Here is an 18,963-nt window from a genome sequence, read left to right as displayed (position 1 = left end):
TACAGCATTTTTGCATAAAAAAAGAAAGGCCCTCGCCTTTCTTCACCACTTACTCTTTATCTAACGGTTTATTTTTTGGAAAACGTTCATTATCTTCTTCATTATCACGAATTGTTTTTTGGAGTACAAAGCATGACATTGTTAAAAATAATGTTCCAATTAAGTAATACCCTTTCACACTAAGCGTTTCATCTAATGTATAAATCCCGATTAACATCCCTGAAAGAGCACAAACGAATGAAGTCCATGCCAAAAACGTGAATGCTTGCGTATTTCTTCTTCTCATGGTTCGCCCCCTTATTAGCTGACATCTATAATAGGTACATATATTACTATTCCTACTATGGATTTTTATGTAAAATATTTTTCTCTTTTTTATTACTCTATCACACACATTTTCTATTATAAATTGTATTTTTTGTATAATGCGAAAATTGAAAATGTTTTTACATATATTTCAGCTGAACATGGAATAAAAAGCAATATGAGAACTACTAAAACATTCATTAGTGACAATTAAAATACAAACGCTTTTAGAATTAGCTATTTGACATATAAGCCCGGGCTACGAAAACAAAAGAAGATCTGCACTCATTTTCTCTGTTTGTTTTCACTTAGCATAGACTACCGTTACCGGGCGGATGCTCTCTTCTACTTAAAAATCGGGTTTTAGATCATTTTTAAAATAGTATAGCTAACTTTTCTTTATCTTCTTCTAAAACGAAGGTATTCTGTAACAAGATACAGACATTAAGATTTATCCGTAGATAGTTGTTTCTTTAAATCCTTATCTATAATCTCCACATTTTCACTTTCCTTCAATTTATTCATTACATCGTCAATCGATTTAGCATTCGTATTTAAATAATCTGTTTTCACTTGTTCTTTACTATCATTATATTTCTTTTGTTCATGCTTAGTAACCTTGATGATATGGTAACCATAATCTGTTTTCACCGGATCACTGATTGTACCAACTTCTTGATTAAATGCAGCTTCTGCAAATTCCGTTACCATTTCACTGCGCGTAAATTCACCAAGAGAACCGCCTTTTTCACCAGAAGTTGTATCTGTAGATTTTTCCTTTGCTAATGTAGCAAAATCCGCTCCATTATCCAGCTGTTGTTTTATTTCTTTCGCTTCTTCTTCTGTACTAACCAAAATATGAGATGCTGTCACATATTCATAGTTCACCTTATTTTCATCATAATACGCTTTTAACTTTTTCTCAGACGTCTTAATCCCTTCTGTAGTAGCCTTTTCTTTCAGTAAGCTTAACTCTAATTGCTTTTTAAAAGCAGCTTCGTCAGCGTATCCGTTACTAGTTAACGCTAGTTCAAATGTATCATCTGAACCATACTGAGATTTTATTTCCTTAAGTTCTTTATTTAATTCTTCATTAGAAATTTTATATTTTGTACTTAATAATTTTTCTTCAATTAAATTTTCTAATGCTGTTGCTCCGTTCGATGTTTTGAGCACCTCATATAAGTCATCTTTTGTAATATTCCCAGCATCTGTTTTTACTATGGCTTCACTACTGGAGGATGAGCATCCTACCATTCCCATCGTAAGTGCTAGACTAAAAGATAACGCTGCAATTGTTTTTTTCATGTTTCTTTCTCTCCGTTCTATATTAATTATCAATTTCCCTAATAGAATATGTTTGTCTTTCTTAGAAAAACGTTAATAGATATTTACTAAATATTATTATATAAATACAAATTGATTTACTAACAGATACATTATGGTTATGAAGAACAGACAGAGACATTCACTCACTTTCTCCTTCTGTTTTCACATGGAATGGGGTTAAAAAAGGCACTGACCGCTTCTATGCTGGGCCGGATCCTCTCTCCCATCTAAAAAGAAATGGTTTTTATGTCGGTTTTTCAATTTGAATTTATATAGTAACCCTTTTGATTATGCTTTTGTTATTAGTAAAAACATGTATCAAATTCTTATTTATACATGACTTCATAGTTCTACTTTAACTGTTCTTATTCTCCATAAAATTCCCGAACAATATATAAAGGTCTTCCTTTAGTTTCATCATAAATCCGTCCGATATATTCACCAATGATCCCTAGCATAAATAACATAAAGCCGTTAAAAATTAGCATGATACTAATTATAGAAGACCAGCCTTTCATGGTTGCCTCAGTAAATAAGGTCAGGTATACAACATACATAAAGTATAGGAAACCCGATCCAGATAAGAGTAAACCTGAATAAACCGCCAACTTCAATGGTTTATAAGAGAAAGAAAGAATTCCATCCAAACATAGCTTTATCATTCGCTTAAGAGGATATTTTGTTTCGCCTGCTAACCGTTCATCTCGAACATATTCAACTGCTGTTTGACGAAATCCAACCCAACTGACTAATCCCCGAACAAATCTATTATTCTCATTTATCCGTTTCATTTCTTTACATACCTTTTTGTCCATAAGACGAAAATCTCCAGTATCTACTGGTATATCGATATCTGTGGAAGCGCGAAGCACGCGATAAAACGTGCTTGCCGACCACTTTTTAAACCATGTTTCGCCCTTGCGCTTCATTCGTTTTGCGTAGACGACTTCATAACCTTCTTTCCATTTCTCAATCATTTGCAAAATTAACTCAGGTGGATCTTGTAGATCAGCGTCGATGATAATGACAGCATCCCCTTTTGCATAATCCATGCCAGCTGTGATTGCAATCTGATGACCAAAATTTCTGGAAAAGTCAATGAGTTTCACTGTTTTATCCCATCTAGCAAAGTCCTTTATAATATCCGCACATTTGTCTTGGCTTCCATCGTTAATGAACAGTAACTCATACGTCTCATTCGTATCTTTCATGACTTTTTTCAGTCTTCGATACGTTTCTTCAATCACTGATTCTTCGTTATACATAGGGATTATAATCGAATAACATATATCGTTTCCCATTCTCATTCGACTCCTTTACAACGTTACTTTATATAAAGTATTTGAGCGCCCAGGACCACCCATATTACCGCTTTCCTTGTCACTGTTTTGCGTTGTCTGCCATTCTTCAGATGGAATTTCCTCACCATTTTCCTGAATCCATGTTGTCACTTCAGAACTTCCACCGCGCATTCCTTCATTTGAAATAAGGAAGTATCTCACTTTCCCACTTAATACTAATTTTTTCAATTTCTCAACGGTATAAACTGGATCGGAACCAGAAAATCCACCCATCGTAATCACGAATTCTCCTTTATCTATCATGTAAGGTGCTGCCGTTTGATAACTTGTTGTAGCAAATAAATATTGTTCACCAGTATTATTTTTCTTTAAGTATGACAATGTTTTACTATCTAAACTCTCGCTATTCATTCCACCTTGCTTGTTTCTTGGCATTCCCGAAGGTTGTTCACTATTCATCGGCGCTTTCGTATCATTTTCTGATGCATTGTCCATTTTATCGTCACGATCTTGCTCAGTCGGAAGTTCACCAGCGCCCGGATCTCCTTGTCCATTCACTGGAGGCACCATTCCTCCTGGGAAACCACCCATATTCCCTTTACCATCTGCCGAGCTTGGTCCCGCCTGTGGCAACATACTGTTCCCGCCATATGTAATCGGCGTAGCAGCCCAATACAATGGTCCAATTAGCAATATAAGTAATCCTGCAACACTTGCGATACGATTTACATTCGCTTTTCTATATTTAAACAGTGCAAGCAATAGGACAAATACTACTCCTGCAGACGCGATACCGATAGACCAAACAGCTCCAATTACATCATCATACGGATGAATAATGTACCACTGGAATCCCGCTGTTCCTACAACTGCTGCTGGCAATAACCAAGATTTCCAACCAGCACTATTTTTATAATCCTCAAAAAGCTGCGACGAACCAGCTCCAAATAGAGCTGCAATAGGAGCTGCAAGCATAATCAAGTAATAGTGATGGAAGAAACCTGCAATACTAAAGAATGCCATTGCTGGGATTAACCATACGAGCCAGAAGACCGTTTCTTTATGTTTGAGTGTTATATTGCTTCTTCGTAAACCAGCCAGTAAGCCGACACTTGCGATTGCAACAAATGGAAGAAGCCAACTAGCTTGTCCTGACAATTCAGACTGGAATAAACGAAGTAGCCCTTTTTCACCAGTTCCAAAATTACCGCCTGCCTTACCATTAGGACCACCATTATTACCTCCCGGCGGGCCGTCTCCTTTACCCATTTGAACGCCTTCGCTATCATCATCTCCATTTTCATTGCCATCGTTCGGCTTTACCTCATTGTTATCTTGAGGTGATTGATATGAATTATCTATATTAGGAACTTCTTGGTTACCATCACCATTATTTACTGAGTTACCTCCATTTTCAGCATCATTATTCGTCATGCTTCCATTATTATCAAGTGGTTGCTGTTTATCATTCGCACCGGGTGCTCCCCCGCCGCCTCCTTGATTTCCTGTAAGACGCGAAAGTCCATTGTAACCAAACGCTAATTCCAGAACCGAATTCGTCTCACTACTACCGACATATGGCCTTTTATCTCCAGGAATAGCATCCACGATAACTGCCCATGAAAGAGAAATAGTAAGCATGATTGCTGTTGCTCCAGAAAGTAAACCGATCTTTTTCTTCCAATTTACTTTTGCAGCCCAAACATAGAAAATATAAAAAGCCGGAAGCACCATATAAGCCTGTAGCATCTTCATATTGAAAGCTACACCTATTACTGTAAAGGAACCAAAGAGACTCCAAATACTACTTCGCTTAACACTTCTAAATAACAGCCAAGTAGCTAACAAAAGGGTAAATACGAGCATACTATCAATATTATTTGTTCGGCTCACTGCCGCTGCAATTGGCGTACATGCAAAAGCTAAAGCACTAAGTCGTGCTGCAGCTAAACCAAAAGATGGTTTTACTAAAAAATAAATGAGCAGTACTGATCCCACCCCAGCCAATGCCTGAGGAAGAATCACACTCCAGCCGTGCAAACCAAAAATATAAGCACTTATTGTTTGTATCCAAAATGTAACAGGTGGTTTATCCACTGTTACAGATCCTGCTGAATCGAGAGAACCGAAAAAGAAGTTATGGAAGTTTTGCAACATACTTGCTACTGTAGTGGTGTAATAAGTATTTGCATATTGATCGGTCCAAATGTTATATCCATTTAAAAAGACTGCCAATAAAATTATTACTATTAACGGCACATCTAATCGTTTTTGTAATCGTGAAAACATGATATTGCAGCTCCTTCTTCATTATTTTATATTTTGAACTAGGCCATGACTGTATTATCATCCTTCTACCTGAAATGGACTTGAAGATAAGCTGAAAGTTTCCTGAATACGTAAAATACCTTTAACCTTAAGAGTTAAATAGGAAGGAATCCCAAAATTCCACTACTATTTCAGACTACTTTCAGCAAATTTTCAGCATAATCGTAAATAATAGTAATAAGTACAGCACAGGAGGCATGAAAAAGATGAACTCTCTTAATGGGGTTAAAATATTATTAGTAGATGATGAACCACACATTTTACAATTTTTAGAGATAGGATTAATGAACGAAGGATATGAGGTAAAAAAAGCTTCTGACGGGATAAGCGCTATTAACTCGGCACAAGAATTTCAGCCACATGTTGCAATACTAGATGTCATGATGCCCGGCATCGACGGATTTGAAGTATGTCGTATGATTAAAAAAAGCGGGTCACACACCTCTGTAATTATGCTTACCGCAAAAGACGAAGTGGATGACCGGGTGAAGGGACTGACGTTAGGCGCAGATGATTATATGATAAAACCGTTCAGTTTCGATGAATTACTCGCTCGTATACACGCCCGTCTTCGCAATCAATTTCCGAACCTATTTGGCGAAGTGATTTACGGTCCGTTTAAGTTAGACGATCGTAGAAAAGAGGTACTATTTAACGGTACAGTTTTGGAACTTTCTCCGACTGAATATGAACTTCTTACATACATTGTAATCAATCATGGAATTGTATTAAGCAAAGGAATGATACTTGATAAGGTATGGGGCTATGATTTTCAAGGAGATGAAAATATTGTAGAGGTGTATATTCGCTCACTTCGGGAGAAATTAAAAGATAAAGAACATCGACTCATTCGTACAATTAGGGGAGCGGGTTACCGTGTGGATCTACCATGATTAGGCGTTTTATTTCTTTTATAAAAAAGGGCATTTCCCCTCACTCTTTGCGTCGTCAACTTTTAACGCGCACATTATTTATCGTATCTCTTATTCTTTTAAGCATTGGCCTTTTACAGTATTGGGTAATGAAAGACTTTTTATATAAAAATGAGGCTGAAACATTACGAGCAAAGATGATGTCTTTACCTCCTGAAATTAGATCGGAAACAGATTTACTTCCCTTCAGTAAAGATACAGCGGGAGACACTCCTACACCAAACCGACCAAAATTTCTATTTTCACAAGATATTTCATTAGCAGTTATCGGGAAAGACGGTCGTTACGAAGATCTCGCAGAAAGTACAGGGATGTCTTCACCAAAGCTGCCAAACAACGATTATACAAAAATATTAGAGCAATTCTCGAGTCATAAACAAATCGAATATAGAGTCGTACGTAATAAAGAAGGAATGGAACAGTTAATCGTATTTAGACCAATTCGAGGCATTCCTGATGGTACGGATGGAAATTTAGACCCAGCTCCTGATTATGTCCTTCAAATCGGAACGGATACTGGACCTTTACGTGATATTCTATTTCAGCAACTCCTTACTTTCATTATTCTGTCTGGTCTTGCATTAATTGCTGGTTTAACACTATATTTGCCAGTTCTGAAAAAAACACTTGTTCCTCTTTCGAACATTGTAAACGCAGTAAAAAATACAAATGCAGGTAATTTAGCTAAGCGCCTACCCACAAATCAAGGACAAGAAGAAATCGATCGTTTATCAGAAACGTATAATGAGATGCTCGAACGATTGGAAGCATCCTTTGAGTATGAAAGGGAAACGAAAGAACAAATGAGGCGTTTTATCGCCGATGCTTCTCACGAACTCAGAACACCACTTACATCAATTCATGGTTTCTTAGAAGTGTTATTACGAGGTGCCGCAGATCGTCCGGAACAACTCTATAATGCTTTAAATAGTATGCACGGCGAATCAAAACGTATTATTAAATTGGTGGAAGATTTATTGTTTCTTGCGAAAATGGACCGCGAACCTGGACTATATTTATCGGAAACTAATATTACCAACCTTATTAGACAAATGGGGCCACAGTTAAGCGTTCTAGGCGGAAACAGAACGATAGAACACGATCTAACAGAAGGTATAAAAGGGCATTATGACGCCGATAAAATGAAACAAGTCGTCTTAAACTTATTTCACAATGCAGTTCAACATACTGACCCGATTACAGGAAAAATCACACTCTCTTTAATGGTCGTAGACAATCAAGTGGAACTTTCTATTCGGGATAATGGCTCCGGTATAAAACAAGAAAATCTCCCCCATCTATTCGATCGTTTTTATCGAATAGACAGTTCTCGAACAAGGCAGCACGGCGGGGCTGGTCTAGGCCTTTCTATTACGCAAACTATTGTTCATGCACATGGCGGAACAGTATCAGTGAAAAGTAAAGTTGGCGAAGGAACTACATTTTTTGTTTATCTCCCGTTAACATAAATAGCGCTATTCTCTTTTAAAGTTATGAGAAAAAGGAGAAAATCATTACTCTCTCCTTTTTCTTATCCTTATATTAACTCTTAGAAAGAATAACCTCCCTATAAATAAACTGAAAAATCTAAATAACCATTTGACATTTATCCCTATCCAGCATAGAATAAAAGTAAATATTACGAACCTCGAAATATACGGGAGTGGAAATAATTGTTGCAATACGAACATTTTTTAGATTTACTGCTAGATAATGCAAAGAAGCTTTTCTATCCAGAAGAATGGGTAACCATTGATTTATCACTTTCTAAAACGGAAGTATTCTGCTTGCTATGGATGGAGCGAAATACAGATATTACGATGACAAAAATCACTGAACTGCTTGATATTCCAATGAGCACAACAACAGGTGTTGTAAATCGCCTTGTGAAAAAAGGATATATTGAGCGCTATCGAAATGAAAGTGACCGACGCATTGTATTAATTCGCTTAACAGAAGCAGGTATGCTACTCGTTCAAGAAGTGAAACAAAATGCGGCTCATTACTTTACTCTTGTGACAGAAGCATTATCAGAGGAAGAGGAAGCATTCTTACTACAAATCTTCCAAAAAATTATGAACCACATCGCTACATCACAACAAAAACAAGTCGAGAAGTTTCCTACACCTAAGATGAAAAACATCCCGATTGAATAAAACCCTTTATGGGTTTTTATTCAAAAAAATATTTCGAAACTCGTAATATTCGACAACCGAAACAAAGGGGATATAAATATGAGAATTATTTTGTATACAGGTAAAGGCGGCGTAGGAAAAACTAGCATTTCAGCAGCAACAGCACTTCAAAGCGCAAAACAGGGGTTAAAAACATTAGTCATGAGTACAGATCCAGCTCACAGTTTAGGCGATTCACTTGGCATAAAATTGTCTTCTGAGCCTCAAGAGATTCGTAAAAATTTATGGGCACAAGAAATCAATACAATTTATGAAATGGAAAAAGGCTGGGGAAAATTACAAAAATATATTACACTGCTGTTTACATCAAAAGCAGCTGACGATATTACAACAGAAGAATTGACAATGTTTCCAGGCATGGAAGACTTAATTAGTTTGCTTCGTGTCCTCGATTACTATAAACAAGAAACATATGACGTCATCATTATCGACTGTGCACCAACTGGAGAAACGCTGGCTATGTTAAGCTTTCCTGATATGCTTGGCTGGTGGATGGAAAAACTCTTTCCAATTAAACGAAAAATATTAAAAATAGCCCGTCCCGTTGCTCAGCCTCTTCTTGGTATCCCTCTTCCTACCGATGATGTAATGGGAGAATTAACGAATACGCTCGAACAGCTCGGTGAAATGAGAGATATTTTATCTAACCGTGAGGTAACAAGTATTCGAGTTGTCGTAAACCCTGAAAAGATGGTTATTAAAGAAGCGCAGCGCAGTTTTACCTATTTAAATTTATATGATTATAACGTCGATGCCATCATGATTAACCGTGTCATCCCTAACACTGTCACTGATCCTTATTTCCAAGCATGGAAAGATGCGCAAAAGAAATATAAAGCACTAATCCAAGATAGCTTCGAGCCACTTCCGATTTATGAAGCTCCAATGTTTGAACAAGAAGTTGTTGGTTTACCGATGTTAGAGCGTGTAGGGAATGCTTTATTTGAATCCGACTCTTCTCCTACTGAAGTAAAATTTAATGGTCGTACACAATATGTAAAAAAAGATGGCGATGAATATATCTTTGTTCTCTCTATCCCATTCTCTGATAAAAGTGAACTATCCTTAAACCAAAAAGGTGATGAACTTATCATTCGCGCAGGTTCTTTCAAACGAAACATTACGTTACCAAAAACATTGACACATCTATCCATTCAAGGTGCAAAATTTGAAGGAGATGTACTAAATATTCGCTTTGGAGGTGCGGTTCATGCATGAGGAGTTGCTAAGACGAATCATTCGGAAAAAAGTAGAAGTTGGGATGTATATACTAGATGAACTACCGATTCCTGTTCAACAATCAGCTAAGAAAATTCTAAATATCTTACAAGAAGAGTTTTCTTCTTGTACACAAGAAAAAACGCAAACTACGAAAACCAACTTGCAAAGTATTACTATTGAATAACAATATAGGAAGCCCTCTCCTTAGGGGCTTTCTATTCCTGTACTCGGAGATGATTTATTTGATTCAAACACTTAAAATTAAACATGTATCTACCAATATTATGGTTTGGGTTATTCCCTTATTATTTTTCATTCATAATCTTGAAGAATCTATTAGTATGCCTCAATATCTGGCTAATCAATTCTCTATCAAATTCATAAATACTCATCAATTTCTACTAGCAATTTGTATATTAACAACCATTGTTCTGCTCTTTATCATTCTATACCAACTTCATGTTATATCGTCTATTTACTGGATTATTTTCATACAAGGTGCTATTTTCTTTAATGCGGTTCAACACATGATTTTATTTTTCGTTCATCGCTCATACAATCCTGGGGTAATATCAGCATGTATCATTGTACTGTTTTCCCTCTATTTATTCTCCTTAATAAAAGTTCAAAAAAAGAAACTAGTCTTTACACTAGTTTTTAGTTTACTCTCCTACCCTGTCGTGATTTGGATTACCTTATTTTTAGCTAGTTTCTTTACCTAATTAAATAAAAAAGACTAGGAAAACTCCTGGTCTTTTCACTCTACCTAACAGACATTGGATTTCTTTATACAGAATTGGAAGGTACAAAATTAGGGTATCGTCTGTTAGGTATGATTATATGTTGAACGAGCTAACAGCGGAGGGGTTCTCACCATTAGTCCGTTAAACCCAATTTTATTTTACGATTTTTTCAAGCTCATCAAGTGAAAGATTTACTGAAATCGCACCATCTTTTGTTTCTTTCTTCACTGCTTCTTCTACTTCTTTTGAATGATACAATTCAATTACTTTTTTGATTGTTGGATCATTTTTGTCTTTCGTGCGAGCTGCGAAAATATTAATATATGGCTTCGCATTTTCATTTTTTGGATCTTCCAAGAAGATAGGATCTTTCACTGGATTTAAACCAGCTTGCCCCGCAACACCATTGTTAACGACAGAAGCTGCTACGTCTTTTAATACACGTGGTGTTTGCTGCGCAATTACCGGTGTAATTTTTAATTTCTTTGGATTTTCAGCAATACCACTTGGATCTCCAAATAAGCCGAAATCTTTCTTGAGCTTTAATAATCCCGCTGCATCAAGAAGTTTTAGTGCACGCGCTTGATTCGTTGGATCATTAGGAATTGCAATTTCTGAACCGTCAGGAATCTCATTTGGTTTCTTATACTTTTCAGAGAATAGTCCCATTGGTGCAATTTGCGTTGTTCCAACAGATGTAATATCTAACTTATGCTCCTTTTTAAATTGCTCTAAGAAGGCAATATGTTGGAATGAGTTCAAGTCGATATCCCCATCAGCGAGTGCCTTATTAGGTGTTGTATAATCCGAAAACTCTACCAGTTTAACCTTAATTCCTTCTTTTTCAGCCTTCTTTTGCAAGACAGTCCAACTGTCTCCATCTGTTCCAGTTACACCAACGCGAACCACTTTCTCTTTCGCATCAGCTCCGCAACCGCTTAATACTGATGCGCTAACCAAAGCTGATAAGGCAAATGCTAAAATTTTTTTCATTTCTTTTCCCTCTCTTCCTCTTATGATCTACGTAAAAATATTTTCGCAAAATAATTTCCTAAGTTTTGTGCAATTTGTACAAGAAGAATCAGCAATACAACCGTCACGAACATAACCGATGTATCAAAACGTTGATAACCATATGTCATTGCTAAATCACCAAGGCCACCGCCGCCAACAAGACCAGCAACTGCCGAAAATTCAATTAAACCAACCGTCATAAACGTCACGCCTAAAATTAATGGCGCTAGCGCCTCTGGAACAAGAATTTCAAAAACAATTCTGAGTGGCGACGCTCCCATCGCCTGTGCTGCTTCAATTACTCCCTTTGGAACCGAAACAAGATTTGTTTCTACCATTCTTGCAATTCCGATGGAAGCGACAAGTGTCATTGGAAAGATTGCTGCCGCCGTTCCGATTGTTGTTCCAATAACAGTACGTGTTAAAGGACTTAATGCTACTAAAAAGATAATAAATGGAATCGGACGAATCGTATTAATAACAATATTAAGAATAGAAAAGACCAGTTTATTTTCTAAAAAATTCCCTTTTCTTGTAACATATAAAAGTAAACCTAGAGGTATACCAAGTATTGTAGCAAATATAAGGGTTACAATTACCATTAAGAGGGTATCCCCTGTCGCATCTAAAATACGGGGCCAAAATATACTCCAATCAACTCGCATGAGCTTCTACCTCCTTCAGCTGCACTTGTAGTCTTAAATGTTGCAATGCTTTTTGAATTTCTTTTTGTTCACCTTGCAGCTCTACAAGAAGATTTCCACATAGAATACTTTGCAGTTCAATAATATTTCCGTAGAGTACATTGACGTCTACATTATAATTTTTAGCAATATACGATAATACCGGTTGTCCGGTCTCTTCACCAGTAAATGTTAAGCGATATATCTGTCCACCATTTTGAATTTTCGTAAGAACACTTTCTGGTAAATGGTCATTAATAACAGAACGGACAAAATTTTGTGTCGTCTTTGTCTTTGGTTTTGTAAAAACATCAAATAATGTTCCTTCCTCTATTACCTTTCCTTTTTCCATCACGGCTACACGATGACAAATTTCTTTCACAACTTGCATTTCATGGGTAATAAGGAGAATTGTTACATTATATTCCTTGTTTACTTTTTTTAACAATTTCAAAATTTCTGTTGTTGTTTCAGGATCTAATGCCGATGTTGCTTCATCACAAATCACAATATCTGGTGACGTTGCAAGTGCTCTCGCAATCCCTACACGTTGCTTCTGACCACCTGAAAGCTGCTCTGGATAATAATTGGCTTTATCTTCTAACCCAACAAACCTTAACAGCTCATTTACCCTTTCTTTTATCTCATTCTTTGGCAATTTCGCTAATTTTAATGGGTAAGCGATATTACCGAACACAGTTCTTGAGTTAAATAAATTAAAGCTTTGAAAAATCATCCCGATTCTTTGTCTTAGCTTTCGTAACTCTTTTCCTGATAAAGACGTAATATCTTTATCATCTATTAAAATCGTTCCTGACGTTGGACGCTCCAACATATTCACTAAACGTAAAAGCGTACTTTTTCCAGCACCACTAAAACCGATAATGCCAAAAATTTCACCTTGTTTAACCGATAATGTTACATTTTCAACAGCATGAACTGGTTGACCACCTGATTCATACACTTTACTTACATTTTCAAAAGAAATCATTTTCTTCCCTCCTATTTGCTGTAATAACTCGGAGCAGGACCATGAGGCAAAATAAAAAGTGCCCTCCTTCTTATCCGTAAAAAATAAGAAGAAGAGCACTTATATACTCGTTCGCATCTTCTCATCTTCCAAGCTTTTATAAGCTTGCTGGAATTAGCACGGTATTAAAAAATCCGTTGCTGAGGTATCACAGGGCCAGTCCCTCCACCTCTCTGGATAAGAGTGTATCGATTTAATTGTCATTTAATTAATTCTTATTATAAAACTCAGAAAAGTGAGAGTCAATGAAAATATTAGAAAATAACACTTTTATTTTTCATTAACATTATGAAAAGGAAAATATCCCTTTCTAATTGAATAACATTACATGAATACGAAATGAAAATGGAGGACGATAAATGATATGAAAACAGCCCTTTTACTCGTTGATATTCAAAATGATTATTTTCCAAATGGCAAAATGGAACTACGTGGTGCCGTTGAAGCTAGCGAGTATGCAAGTCAACTACTTCAGCATTTCCGAGAAGTGAACCAACCTATTTTTCATATCCAACATGTATCTATGAAAGAAACTGCTACCTTTTTTCTTCCTAATACAGAAGGTGTCCATATTCATGAAAATGTTCGCCCTTTACAAAATGAAACTGTGATTCTCAAACACTACCCAAACAGTTTTCGAGAAACAAATTTACTAGAGCAATTACAAAACTTAGAAATTGAACATGTCATTATATGCGGGATGATGACTCACATGTGCATTGATGCCACAGTAAGAGCCGCTTTTGATTTCGGTTTTCGTTGCACGATTATACACGATGCATGCGCAACAAAAGATCTTCTCTTTAAAAATGCTACCATCCCTGCTGTCTATATCCATAATACAATTTTAGCAAGTTTGAACACCGTATATGCAGATGTTATGAGCACAGAAGAGTTTTTCAACTTAAGAAGTCTCGTCTGAACTAAAAAAATCATGTCTTCCTCAATTGAAGACATGATTTTTACTGTTATTCACAAACTATCGTAACTTAAAATCCCCCGAACTTGTTTTTACTTTCACTTTATTTTCTCCTGCTCCCTTTATTCCAATCAATTTATGCTTTGATTTCTCTTTATATAAAAGATCTGTAATGTCTAGATCCGCCTTACCAGAACTCCCATCAAATTCAACTTTTAAAGATTCAGGAATATCATCAAATTTCATCTCAACATCCCCACTGGATGTATTACATTCTATCTCCCCTTGCAAACTACGATCATTATACTCAACATCCCCCGACGATGTTGTGAATACGGCTTCTTTAGTATGCAAACCATCTACACTAATTTTCCCACTACTGGTTTTCAATTTCACTACTTCAACTTCACTTTTGTCTGTCTCAATTGCTCCGCTAGACGTTTCAACCGTTAATTTCCCATTTATCTTCGCATGTAATAGTGATACATTTCCAGAAGAAGTGTTTAATTCGGCTATCTTTGTTTCAATTTCCTTCGCTACAAAATCTCCTGATGATGTAATTACTTTTATATTTTCATATAGTTTTTTGGGAACTTTCACTTGTAATTTGACTCCTGTAGTAGTCCCAGTTTCCCAACCAACAGAATTTATACCTTTACTAAATGTAACATTCAATCTATTTTTTTCTTCTTTCACCCCAAATTTATATTTATCTACTAGCTCTTTGCTTATCTCTCCATCCAGTAACACTTCAATATCTTTTGAATCAACTGCAACAATTTCAACATCTGCTGCCGAAGTCTTTACTTCAATTTCATCAATCTTCTCACCAGCCACCGTTTCTTTTTTATGAATTTCAGTTTTGTTAAAAGCTAATCCGAAAACAGTCATTGCACCAACACCAATCCCTCCAATAAAGAGCAATGATAATGCAATTAGAATAATCTTCTTCATATAATAGCACCCCCTTTCTCTTATTTTTTCTTATACCTTCGATACAATTATTAAAAATTACGATCCATATAAATTTTATCATTCAGTACTGTATATTATTCACTACCATCTAATAATAGGGATTTTTCAGAACATTTCATATTCTATACTATCATTTACCATAATTTGTTACAAGGTGTGGTTACAAAAAAAATAAAAAAGACCTTCACCACTCTGGGAAGGTCTTTCTCACACTTCTTAAACTTATAATGTTTCAGAAGTAGTTTTTCCTTGCATGTGAAGTGCGATATAGTCAGGTCCACCAGCTTTAGAGTCTGTACCAGACATATTAAAGCCACCGAATGGTTGGTAACCTACGATCGCACCAGTACATCCACGGTTGAAGTATAAGTTACCAACATGGAAGTCTTCACGTGCTTTTTCGATATGTTCACGGTTATTAGAAACAACAGCTCCTGTTAAACCGTATTCTGTATTATTTGCAATTGCAAGCGCATGATCGAAGTCTTTCGCTTTACAGAATGCTACTACTGGTCCGAAGATTTCTTCTTTCATTAAGCGAGCATCTTCCGCAACGTCAGCAACGATTGTTGGTTGGATAAACCATCCTTTAGAGTCGTCTCCTTCTCCACCTGCAACGATTTTACCTTCTTCTTTGCCAATTGCAACGTAGCTCATTACTTTATCAAATGCAGCTTGGTCATTAACTGGCCCCATGTTTAGACCTTGTTCAGCTGGGTTACCCACAGTTAATTCTTTTGTTAATTCAACAGCACGATTTAATACATGATCGTATACATCTTCATGAATTACTGCGCGAGAACAAGCAGAACATTTTTGTCCTGAGAATCCAAATGCAGATGCAACGATAGATTTTGCTGCTAATTCAAGATCTGCTTCTTTATCAACAACGATTGTATCTTTACCGCCCATTTCAGCGATAACACGTTTTAACCAAATTTGGCCTGGATTTACTTTTGCTGCGCGTTCGTAAATACGAATACCTACATCGCGTGATCCAGTGAAGCTAATGAAACGTGTACGGGGATGATCTACTAAGTAGTCACCAACTTCAGAACCACTACCTGGAACGAAGTTTACTACGCCAGCTGGCAAACCAGCTTCTTCTAACACTTCCATAAATTTCGCTGCTACTACAGGAGTTGTACTAGCTGGTTTTAGTAATACTGTGTTACCAGAAACTACTGCAGCTGTTGTCATACCCGCCATAATTGCGAATGGGAAGTTCCAAGGAGAAATGATAACACCTACTCCTAATGGAATGTAAGAGAAACGATTATATTCAATTGGACGGCTTTCTACTGGGATACCGTCTTTTAATTTCAACATTTGACGACCATAATATTCCATAAAGTCGATTGCTTCTGCTGTATCAGCATCCGCCTCATTCCATGGTTTACCTGCTTCTTTTACAAGAATAGCAGAGAACTCATGTTTTCTACGACGAACGATTGCTGCAGCGCGGAATAAAATGTCTGCACGCATTTCTGGTTTTGACTTTCTCCAAGTTTGGAATGTTTCATCCGCCACTTGCATCGCTTTTTCAGCTAATTCACGGCTTGCTTTTGAAACACTACCCACAACTTCTTCTTTATTTGCAGGGTTTACAGAAACGATTTTCTCGTCTGTAGTGATCTTTTCTCCCCCGATAATTAATGGATAGTCTTGTCCAAGATAAGATTCTACTGTCTTTAAACCTTCTTCAAACGCTAACTTGTTAGCCTCTACTGAAAAATCTGTAAATGGCTCATGTTTGTATGCTACTACCATTCTTTTTAGCCTCCCCTTAGAAAAACGTTTACATTTTACAACATTATTCTACACGATAATTTAGATTTATTCAAATATTCCTAGACTTATATTTTAAAAATTAATTAATTTTTAAAATATAATAATTAAAAAAAGCTTCATACGTACGTATGAAGCTAAATAATATGAGCATATTCCATAATGTTTTTTCCAATTAATAGAATTGTTACTAATAAAAATAAAGTACGAACATATCCAACACCTTTTTGTACAGCAAACTTCGATCCTAAATATGCTCCTAAAATCATAGATAATCCCATAATAATACCGTATTCAAAATGAATAATATCTAAAAATAAAAATGTAATTAAAGATACAATATTACTAACGAAATTCAAAACTTTTCCAGATGCAGCTGCTCGAATAAAATCCAAACCAATTAATAAAAATGCAAAAATTAAAAATGATCCTGTCCCCGGTCCAAAAAATCCATCATAAAATCCTACAATTAAAATAACGAAGTAAAACATTAATGTTTTTCCTTTTGTCATCTTTTTATAGGTGGAGACACTTCCCCAATCTTTTTTTACAATAATATAAATTGCAATAAATACCAACATAACCAGTACAAGTGGACGTAAAATATCTGGTGGAATAAATTTTACAACTAAAGCTCCCAAAACAGCCCCAATAATAGTTAATGGGATTAACTTTCCTACTATACGAAAATCAACTTTTTTTGAACGGATAAAATAAATTGTACTTGTTAATGACCCCATCGTCGAAGCTAACTTATTTGTCGCGATTGCCGAAGCTGGTGGTAAGCCTACAAACATAAGTGCTGGAAGTGAAATAAGCCCTCCTCCCCCAACAACCGAATCAATAAATGCGGCCAAAAAACCAAAAGCAACGAGTAATACAATAATCTGTAAACTTAACTCATCCATGTCTTTTCTCCTTACCCCTTTTTGTTCACAACATTAAAAATTATAACAAAATTACAGCAAAAAAAAAGCCATTCCAAAGCGGAACAGCTTTTTTCTTAATCTAAAATTTTCACAAATGGTTCATCTTGCTTCGCATCACGAATAATGATTGCTTCTGGGCGTTCCACCGATTTAATGGTCACCTGTACTTTCACATAATTCGGGAAGTATTGCATAACAAGTCCTGCAACATATTGCGTAAATCCAATTACTTCTGCTTTTCCGTTAAATTGAACCGGAATATCTATCTTCATTTCTTTTAATTGATCATCGTTATAAAACCCTGTACCAACTACAGCTGTATAATCACCTTTAAAATACTCGCTCAGTTTCGCTTTAAAGTTTTCTACAGTTGTATAGTCTTCACGTACATCTGTTTTAGCTGATTCCGAAGGGAACAAGTAATATTTTTCATTAATTGCTTTCCAATCCCCTATGCTTTCACTACCTTTATCTACTTGCACGTAAGATACAAATTTCCCTGGTACGAGTGTCGATTTCGGTCCTTGACGATAGATCGCAAACGTAATTGGAACTTTTTTCGTGTCTGGATTTTTCTGTAACACTTTCAAAATTTCTTGTGCCATTGGCTTAGCCTTTTCTAGCATCTCTTGTTCACTAATTTCCGTTTCACGCGGGTACCCATGTTCTTCAGTAAAATAATGAACTGAGTTCATTGCAAGGCCAACCACAATGCCACCTAATTCGACTTGATCGCCATTTTTTTTATAATAATCATGCTCTAAAATATTCGAAAGATACATTGGTGTTTTTTTATTTCGAACCTCTAATGATTCTGAGCCTTCTTGTAACATTGGATTCAATCCAATGTTAGGAACTTTCACTGCGTCTTTTTTCAGACCCTCTTCTAACTCTTTTTGCTCCGCATCTGTACGCTTCCTCTTTACAAGCATTTGAACTGTTTCTTTATCTAAATATTTACCACCTTTGAATAGATAATCCTTTGTACTAAACGATTCTTTCGCAATACGCATTAATCCAGTTTCAAATTCATCTATATCTAGACGACTATTTAGTCCCTGTACAACTAAGCCACGTGCAGAACCTGGATCAAATGGCACTGTTGTTTTATAATAATCCTCAGAAATAGAATATTTCGGAACAATCGCTTGTTCTTTTGAGTTCCCTGACTTCTCAACAACTTTTTCTTCTTTTTTTATGCCTGTACTACATCCACTTACAAGTAGACCTAGACTTAATACCGCTAACGCTATTTTTTTCATGGTAAGTT

18 protein-coding genes and 1 riboswitch are annotated in these 18,963 nt (G+C 36.1%); of the genes, 7 read left to right on the top strand and 11 right to left on the bottom strand.

The window, feature by feature from the left end; translation table 11 throughout:
• Positions 1-49: 49 nt before the first annotated feature.
• From ACX5JI_RS16335 to ACX5JI_RS16320, 4 genes are all read right to left on the bottom strand, one after another.
• Entirely contained in the window at positions 50-286 is a 237-nt protein-coding gene (locus ACX5JI_RS16335; RefSeq protein ID WP_001254393.1) for a YiaA/YiaB family inner membrane protein, read from the bottom strand.
• A 464-nt stretch (positions 287-750) separates the two neighbouring features.
• Positions 751-1,614 carry a peptidylprolyl isomerase gene (locus ACX5JI_RS16330; protein ID WP_459502085.1) on the bottom strand — a complete coding sequence of 288 codons (864 nt, stop codon included), beginning with the start codon at positions 1,612-1,614 and terminating at the stop codon, positions 751-753.
• 386 nt (positions 1,615-2,000) lie between these two features.
• Positions 2,001-2,936 carry a glycosyltransferase family 2 protein gene (locus tag ACX5JI_RS16325; RefSeq protein WP_459502084.1) on the bottom strand — a complete coding sequence of 312 codons (936 nt, stop codon included), beginning with the start codon at positions 2,934-2,936 and terminating at the stop codon, positions 2,001-2,003.
• A gap of 15 nt (positions 2,937-2,951) precedes the next feature.
• Positions 2,952-5,225, bottom strand: a complete 2,274-nt coding sequence (locus tag ACX5JI_RS16320; RefSeq protein ID WP_459502083.1) for a glycosyltransferase family 39 protein — start codon at positions 5,223-5,225, stop codon at positions 2,952-2,954.
• A 245-nt stretch (positions 5,226-5,470) separates the two neighbouring features.
• Between ACX5JI_RS16320 and ACX5JI_RS16315 the strand changes: the two genes are divergently transcribed.
• The 6 genes from ACX5JI_RS16315 to ACX5JI_RS16290 all read left to right on the top strand — a co-directional run bounded on the left by ACX5JI_RS16315 (position 5,471) and on the right by ACX5JI_RS16290 (position 10,334).
• Complete coding sequence (locus tag ACX5JI_RS16315; RefSeq protein WP_459502082.1) at positions 5,471-6,157, top strand: response regulator transcription factor; 687 nt, start codon at positions 5,471-5,473, stop codon at positions 6,155-6,157.
• Positions 6,154-7,665, top strand: a complete 1,512-nt coding sequence (locus ACX5JI_RS16310; RefSeq protein WP_459502081.1) for a sensor histidine kinase — start codon at positions 6,154-6,156, stop codon at positions 7,663-7,665. The genes ACX5JI_RS16315 and ACX5JI_RS16310 overlap by 4 nt, the downstream gene beginning before the upstream one ends.
• 204 nt (positions 7,666-7,869) lie before the next feature.
• Positions 7,870-8,352, top strand: coding sequence for a MarR family winged helix-turn-helix transcriptional regulator (locus ACX5JI_RS16305; protein WP_459502080.1), 483 nt, complete (start codon positions 7,870-7,872; stop codon positions 8,350-8,352).
• A 78-nt stretch (positions 8,353-8,430) separates the two neighbouring features.
• Positions 8,431-9,609, top strand: a complete 1,179-nt coding sequence (locus tag ACX5JI_RS16300) for an ArsA family ATPase (protein ID WP_459502079.1) — start codon at positions 8,431-8,433, stop codon at positions 9,607-9,609.
• Complete coding sequence (locus ACX5JI_RS16295) at positions 9,602-9,796, top strand: DUF3926 domain-containing protein (RefSeq protein ID WP_459502078.1); 195 nt, start codon at positions 9,602-9,604, stop codon at positions 9,794-9,796. Before ACX5JI_RS16300 ends, ACX5JI_RS16295 begins: the two co-directional genes overlap by 8 nt.
• A 49-nt stretch (positions 9,797-9,845) precedes the next feature.
• Positions 9,846-10,334, top strand: coding sequence for an HXXEE domain-containing protein (locus ACX5JI_RS16290; protein WP_459502077.1), 489 nt, complete (start codon positions 9,846-9,848; stop codon positions 10,332-10,334).
• A 174-nt stretch (positions 10,335-10,508) separates the two neighbouring features.
• Here ACX5JI_RS16290 and ACX5JI_RS16285 read toward each other — a convergent pair whose 3' ends face one another.
• From ACX5JI_RS16285 to ACX5JI_RS16275, 3 genes are read right to left on the bottom strand one after another with little or no spacing between them, the layout of a single operon-like run.
• Positions 10,509-11,348: a MetQ/NlpA family ABC transporter substrate-binding protein gene (locus tag ACX5JI_RS16285; RefSeq protein ID WP_459502076.1), complete on the bottom strand. Its 840-nt coding sequence runs from the start codon at positions 11,346-11,348 to the stop codon at positions 10,509-10,511.
• 20 nt (positions 11,349-11,368) lie between these two features.
• Positions 11,369-12,034, bottom strand: coding sequence for a methionine ABC transporter permease (locus ACX5JI_RS16280; protein WP_459502075.1), 666 nt, complete (start codon positions 12,032-12,034; stop codon positions 11,369-11,371).
• Positions 12,024-13,043, bottom strand: coding sequence for a methionine ABC transporter ATP-binding protein (locus ACX5JI_RS16275; protein WP_459502074.1), 1,020 nt, complete (start codon positions 13,041-13,043; stop codon positions 12,024-12,026). The genes ACX5JI_RS16280 and ACX5JI_RS16275 overlap by 11 nt, the downstream gene beginning before the upstream one ends.
• Positions 13,044-13,161: 118 nt before the next feature.
• Positions 13,162-13,266: riboswitch (SAM riboswitch) on the bottom strand.
• A gap of 180 nt (positions 13,267-13,446) precedes the next feature.
• Here ACX5JI_RS16275 and ACX5JI_RS16270 point away from each other — a divergent pair.
• A complete protein-coding gene (locus ACX5JI_RS16270; protein ID WP_459502073.1) occupies positions 13,447-14,004 on the top strand; it encodes a cysteine hydrolase family protein in 558 nt (185 codons plus the stop codon).
• Between the two features lie 57 nt (positions 14,005-14,061).
• Here ACX5JI_RS16270 and ACX5JI_RS16265 read toward each other — a convergent pair whose 3' ends face one another.
• The 4 genes from ACX5JI_RS16265 to ACX5JI_RS16250 all read right to left on the bottom strand — a co-directional run bounded on the left by ACX5JI_RS16265 (position 14,062) and on the right by ACX5JI_RS16250 (position 18,955).
• Positions 14,062-14,955: a DUF4097 family beta strand repeat-containing protein gene (locus ACX5JI_RS16265; RefSeq protein ID WP_459502072.1), complete on the bottom strand. Its 894-nt coding sequence runs from the start codon at positions 14,953-14,955 to the stop codon at positions 14,062-14,064.
• A gap of 243 nt (positions 14,956-15,198) precedes the next feature.
• Positions 15,199-16,746 carry an L-glutamate gamma-semialdehyde dehydrogenase gene (gene pruA, locus ACX5JI_RS16260; RefSeq protein WP_459502071.1) on the bottom strand — a complete coding sequence of 516 codons (1,548 nt, stop codon included), beginning with the start codon at positions 16,744-16,746 and terminating at the stop codon, positions 15,199-15,201.
• 155 nt (positions 16,747-16,901) lie between these two features.
• Positions 16,902-17,672, bottom strand: coding sequence for a TSUP family transporter (locus tag ACX5JI_RS16255; protein ID WP_174102321.1), 771 nt, complete (start codon positions 17,670-17,672; stop codon positions 16,902-16,904).
• 95 nt (positions 17,673-17,767) lie between these two features.
• The gene (locus ACX5JI_RS16250; protein WP_459502070.1) at positions 17,768-18,955 is read right to left on the bottom strand and encodes a CamS family sex pheromone protein; all 1,188 of its coding nucleotides are present in this window, start codon (positions 18,953-18,955) and stop codon (positions 17,768-17,770) included.
• Positions 18,956-18,963: the final 8 nt, after the last annotated feature.

Source organism: Bacillus sp. C1, from assembly GCF_054570475.1.
This window is presented reverse-complemented; position numbering and strand designations above follow the sequence as displayed.

Excerpts from the sequence above, each read along its gene's own strand:
- ACX5JI_RS16335 (WP_001254393.1), bottom strand. The coding sequence starts at position 286 with ATGAGAAGAAGAAATACGCAAGCATTCACGTTTTTGGCATGGACTTCA.
- ACX5JI_RS16330 (WP_459502085.1), bottom strand. The coding sequence starts at position 1,614 with ATGAAAAAAACAATTGCAGCGTTATCTTTTAGTCTAGCACTTACGATG.
- ACX5JI_RS16325 (WP_459502084.1), bottom strand. The coding sequence starts at position 2,936 with ATGGGAAACGATATATGTTATTCGATTATAATCCCTATGTATAACGAA.
- ACX5JI_RS16320 (WP_459502083.1), bottom strand. The coding sequence starts at position 5,225 with ATGTTTTCACGATTACAAAAACGATTAGATGTGCCGTTAATAGTAATA.
- ACX5JI_RS16315 (WP_459502082.1), top strand. The coding sequence starts at position 5,471 with ATGAACTCTCTTAATGGGGTTAAAATATTATTAGTAGATGATGAACCA.
- ACX5JI_RS16310 (WP_459502081.1), top strand. The coding sequence starts at position 6,154 with ATGATTAGGCGTTTTATTTCTTTTATAAAAAAGGGCATTTCCCCTCAC.
- ACX5JI_RS16300 (WP_459502079.1), top strand. The coding sequence starts at position 8,431 with ATGAGAATTATTTTGTATACAGGTAAAGGCGGCGTAGGAAAAACTAGC.
- ACX5JI_RS16295 (WP_459502078.1), top strand. The coding sequence starts at position 9,602 with ATGCATGAGGAGTTGCTAAGACGAATCATTCGGAAAAAAGTAGAAGTT.
- ACX5JI_RS16290 (WP_459502077.1), top strand. The coding sequence starts at position 9,846 with ATGATTTATTTGATTCAAACACTTAAAATTAAACATGTATCTACCAAT.
- ACX5JI_RS16285 (WP_459502076.1), bottom strand. The coding sequence starts at position 11,348 with ATGAAAAAAATTTTAGCATTTGCCTTATCAGCTTTGGTTAGCGCATCA.
- ACX5JI_RS16280 (WP_459502075.1), bottom strand. The coding sequence starts at position 12,034 with ATGCGAGTTGATTGGAGTATATTTTGGCCCCGTATTTTAGATGCGACA.
- ACX5JI_RS16275 (WP_459502074.1), bottom strand. The coding sequence starts at position 13,043 with ATGATTTCTTTTGAAAATGTAAGTAAAGTGTATGAATCAGGTGGTCAA.
- ACX5JI_RS16270 (WP_459502073.1), top strand. The coding sequence starts at position 13,447 with ATGAAAACAGCCCTTTTACTCGTTGATATTCAAAATGATTATTTTCCA.
- ACX5JI_RS16265 (WP_459502072.1), bottom strand. The coding sequence starts at position 14,955 with ATGAAGAAGATTATTCTAATTGCATTATCATTGCTCTTTATTGGAGGG.
- pruA (WP_459502071.1), bottom strand. The coding sequence starts at position 16,746 with ATGGTAGTAGCATACAAACATGAGCCATTTACAGATTTTTCAGTAGAG.
- ACX5JI_RS16255 (WP_174102321.1), bottom strand. The coding sequence starts at position 17,672 with ATGGATGAGTTAAGTTTACAGATTATTGTATTACTCGTTGCTTTTGGT.
- ACX5JI_RS16250 (WP_459502070.1), bottom strand. The coding sequence starts at position 18,955 with ATGAAAAAAATAGCGTTAGCGGTATTAAGTCTAGGTCTACTTGTAAGT.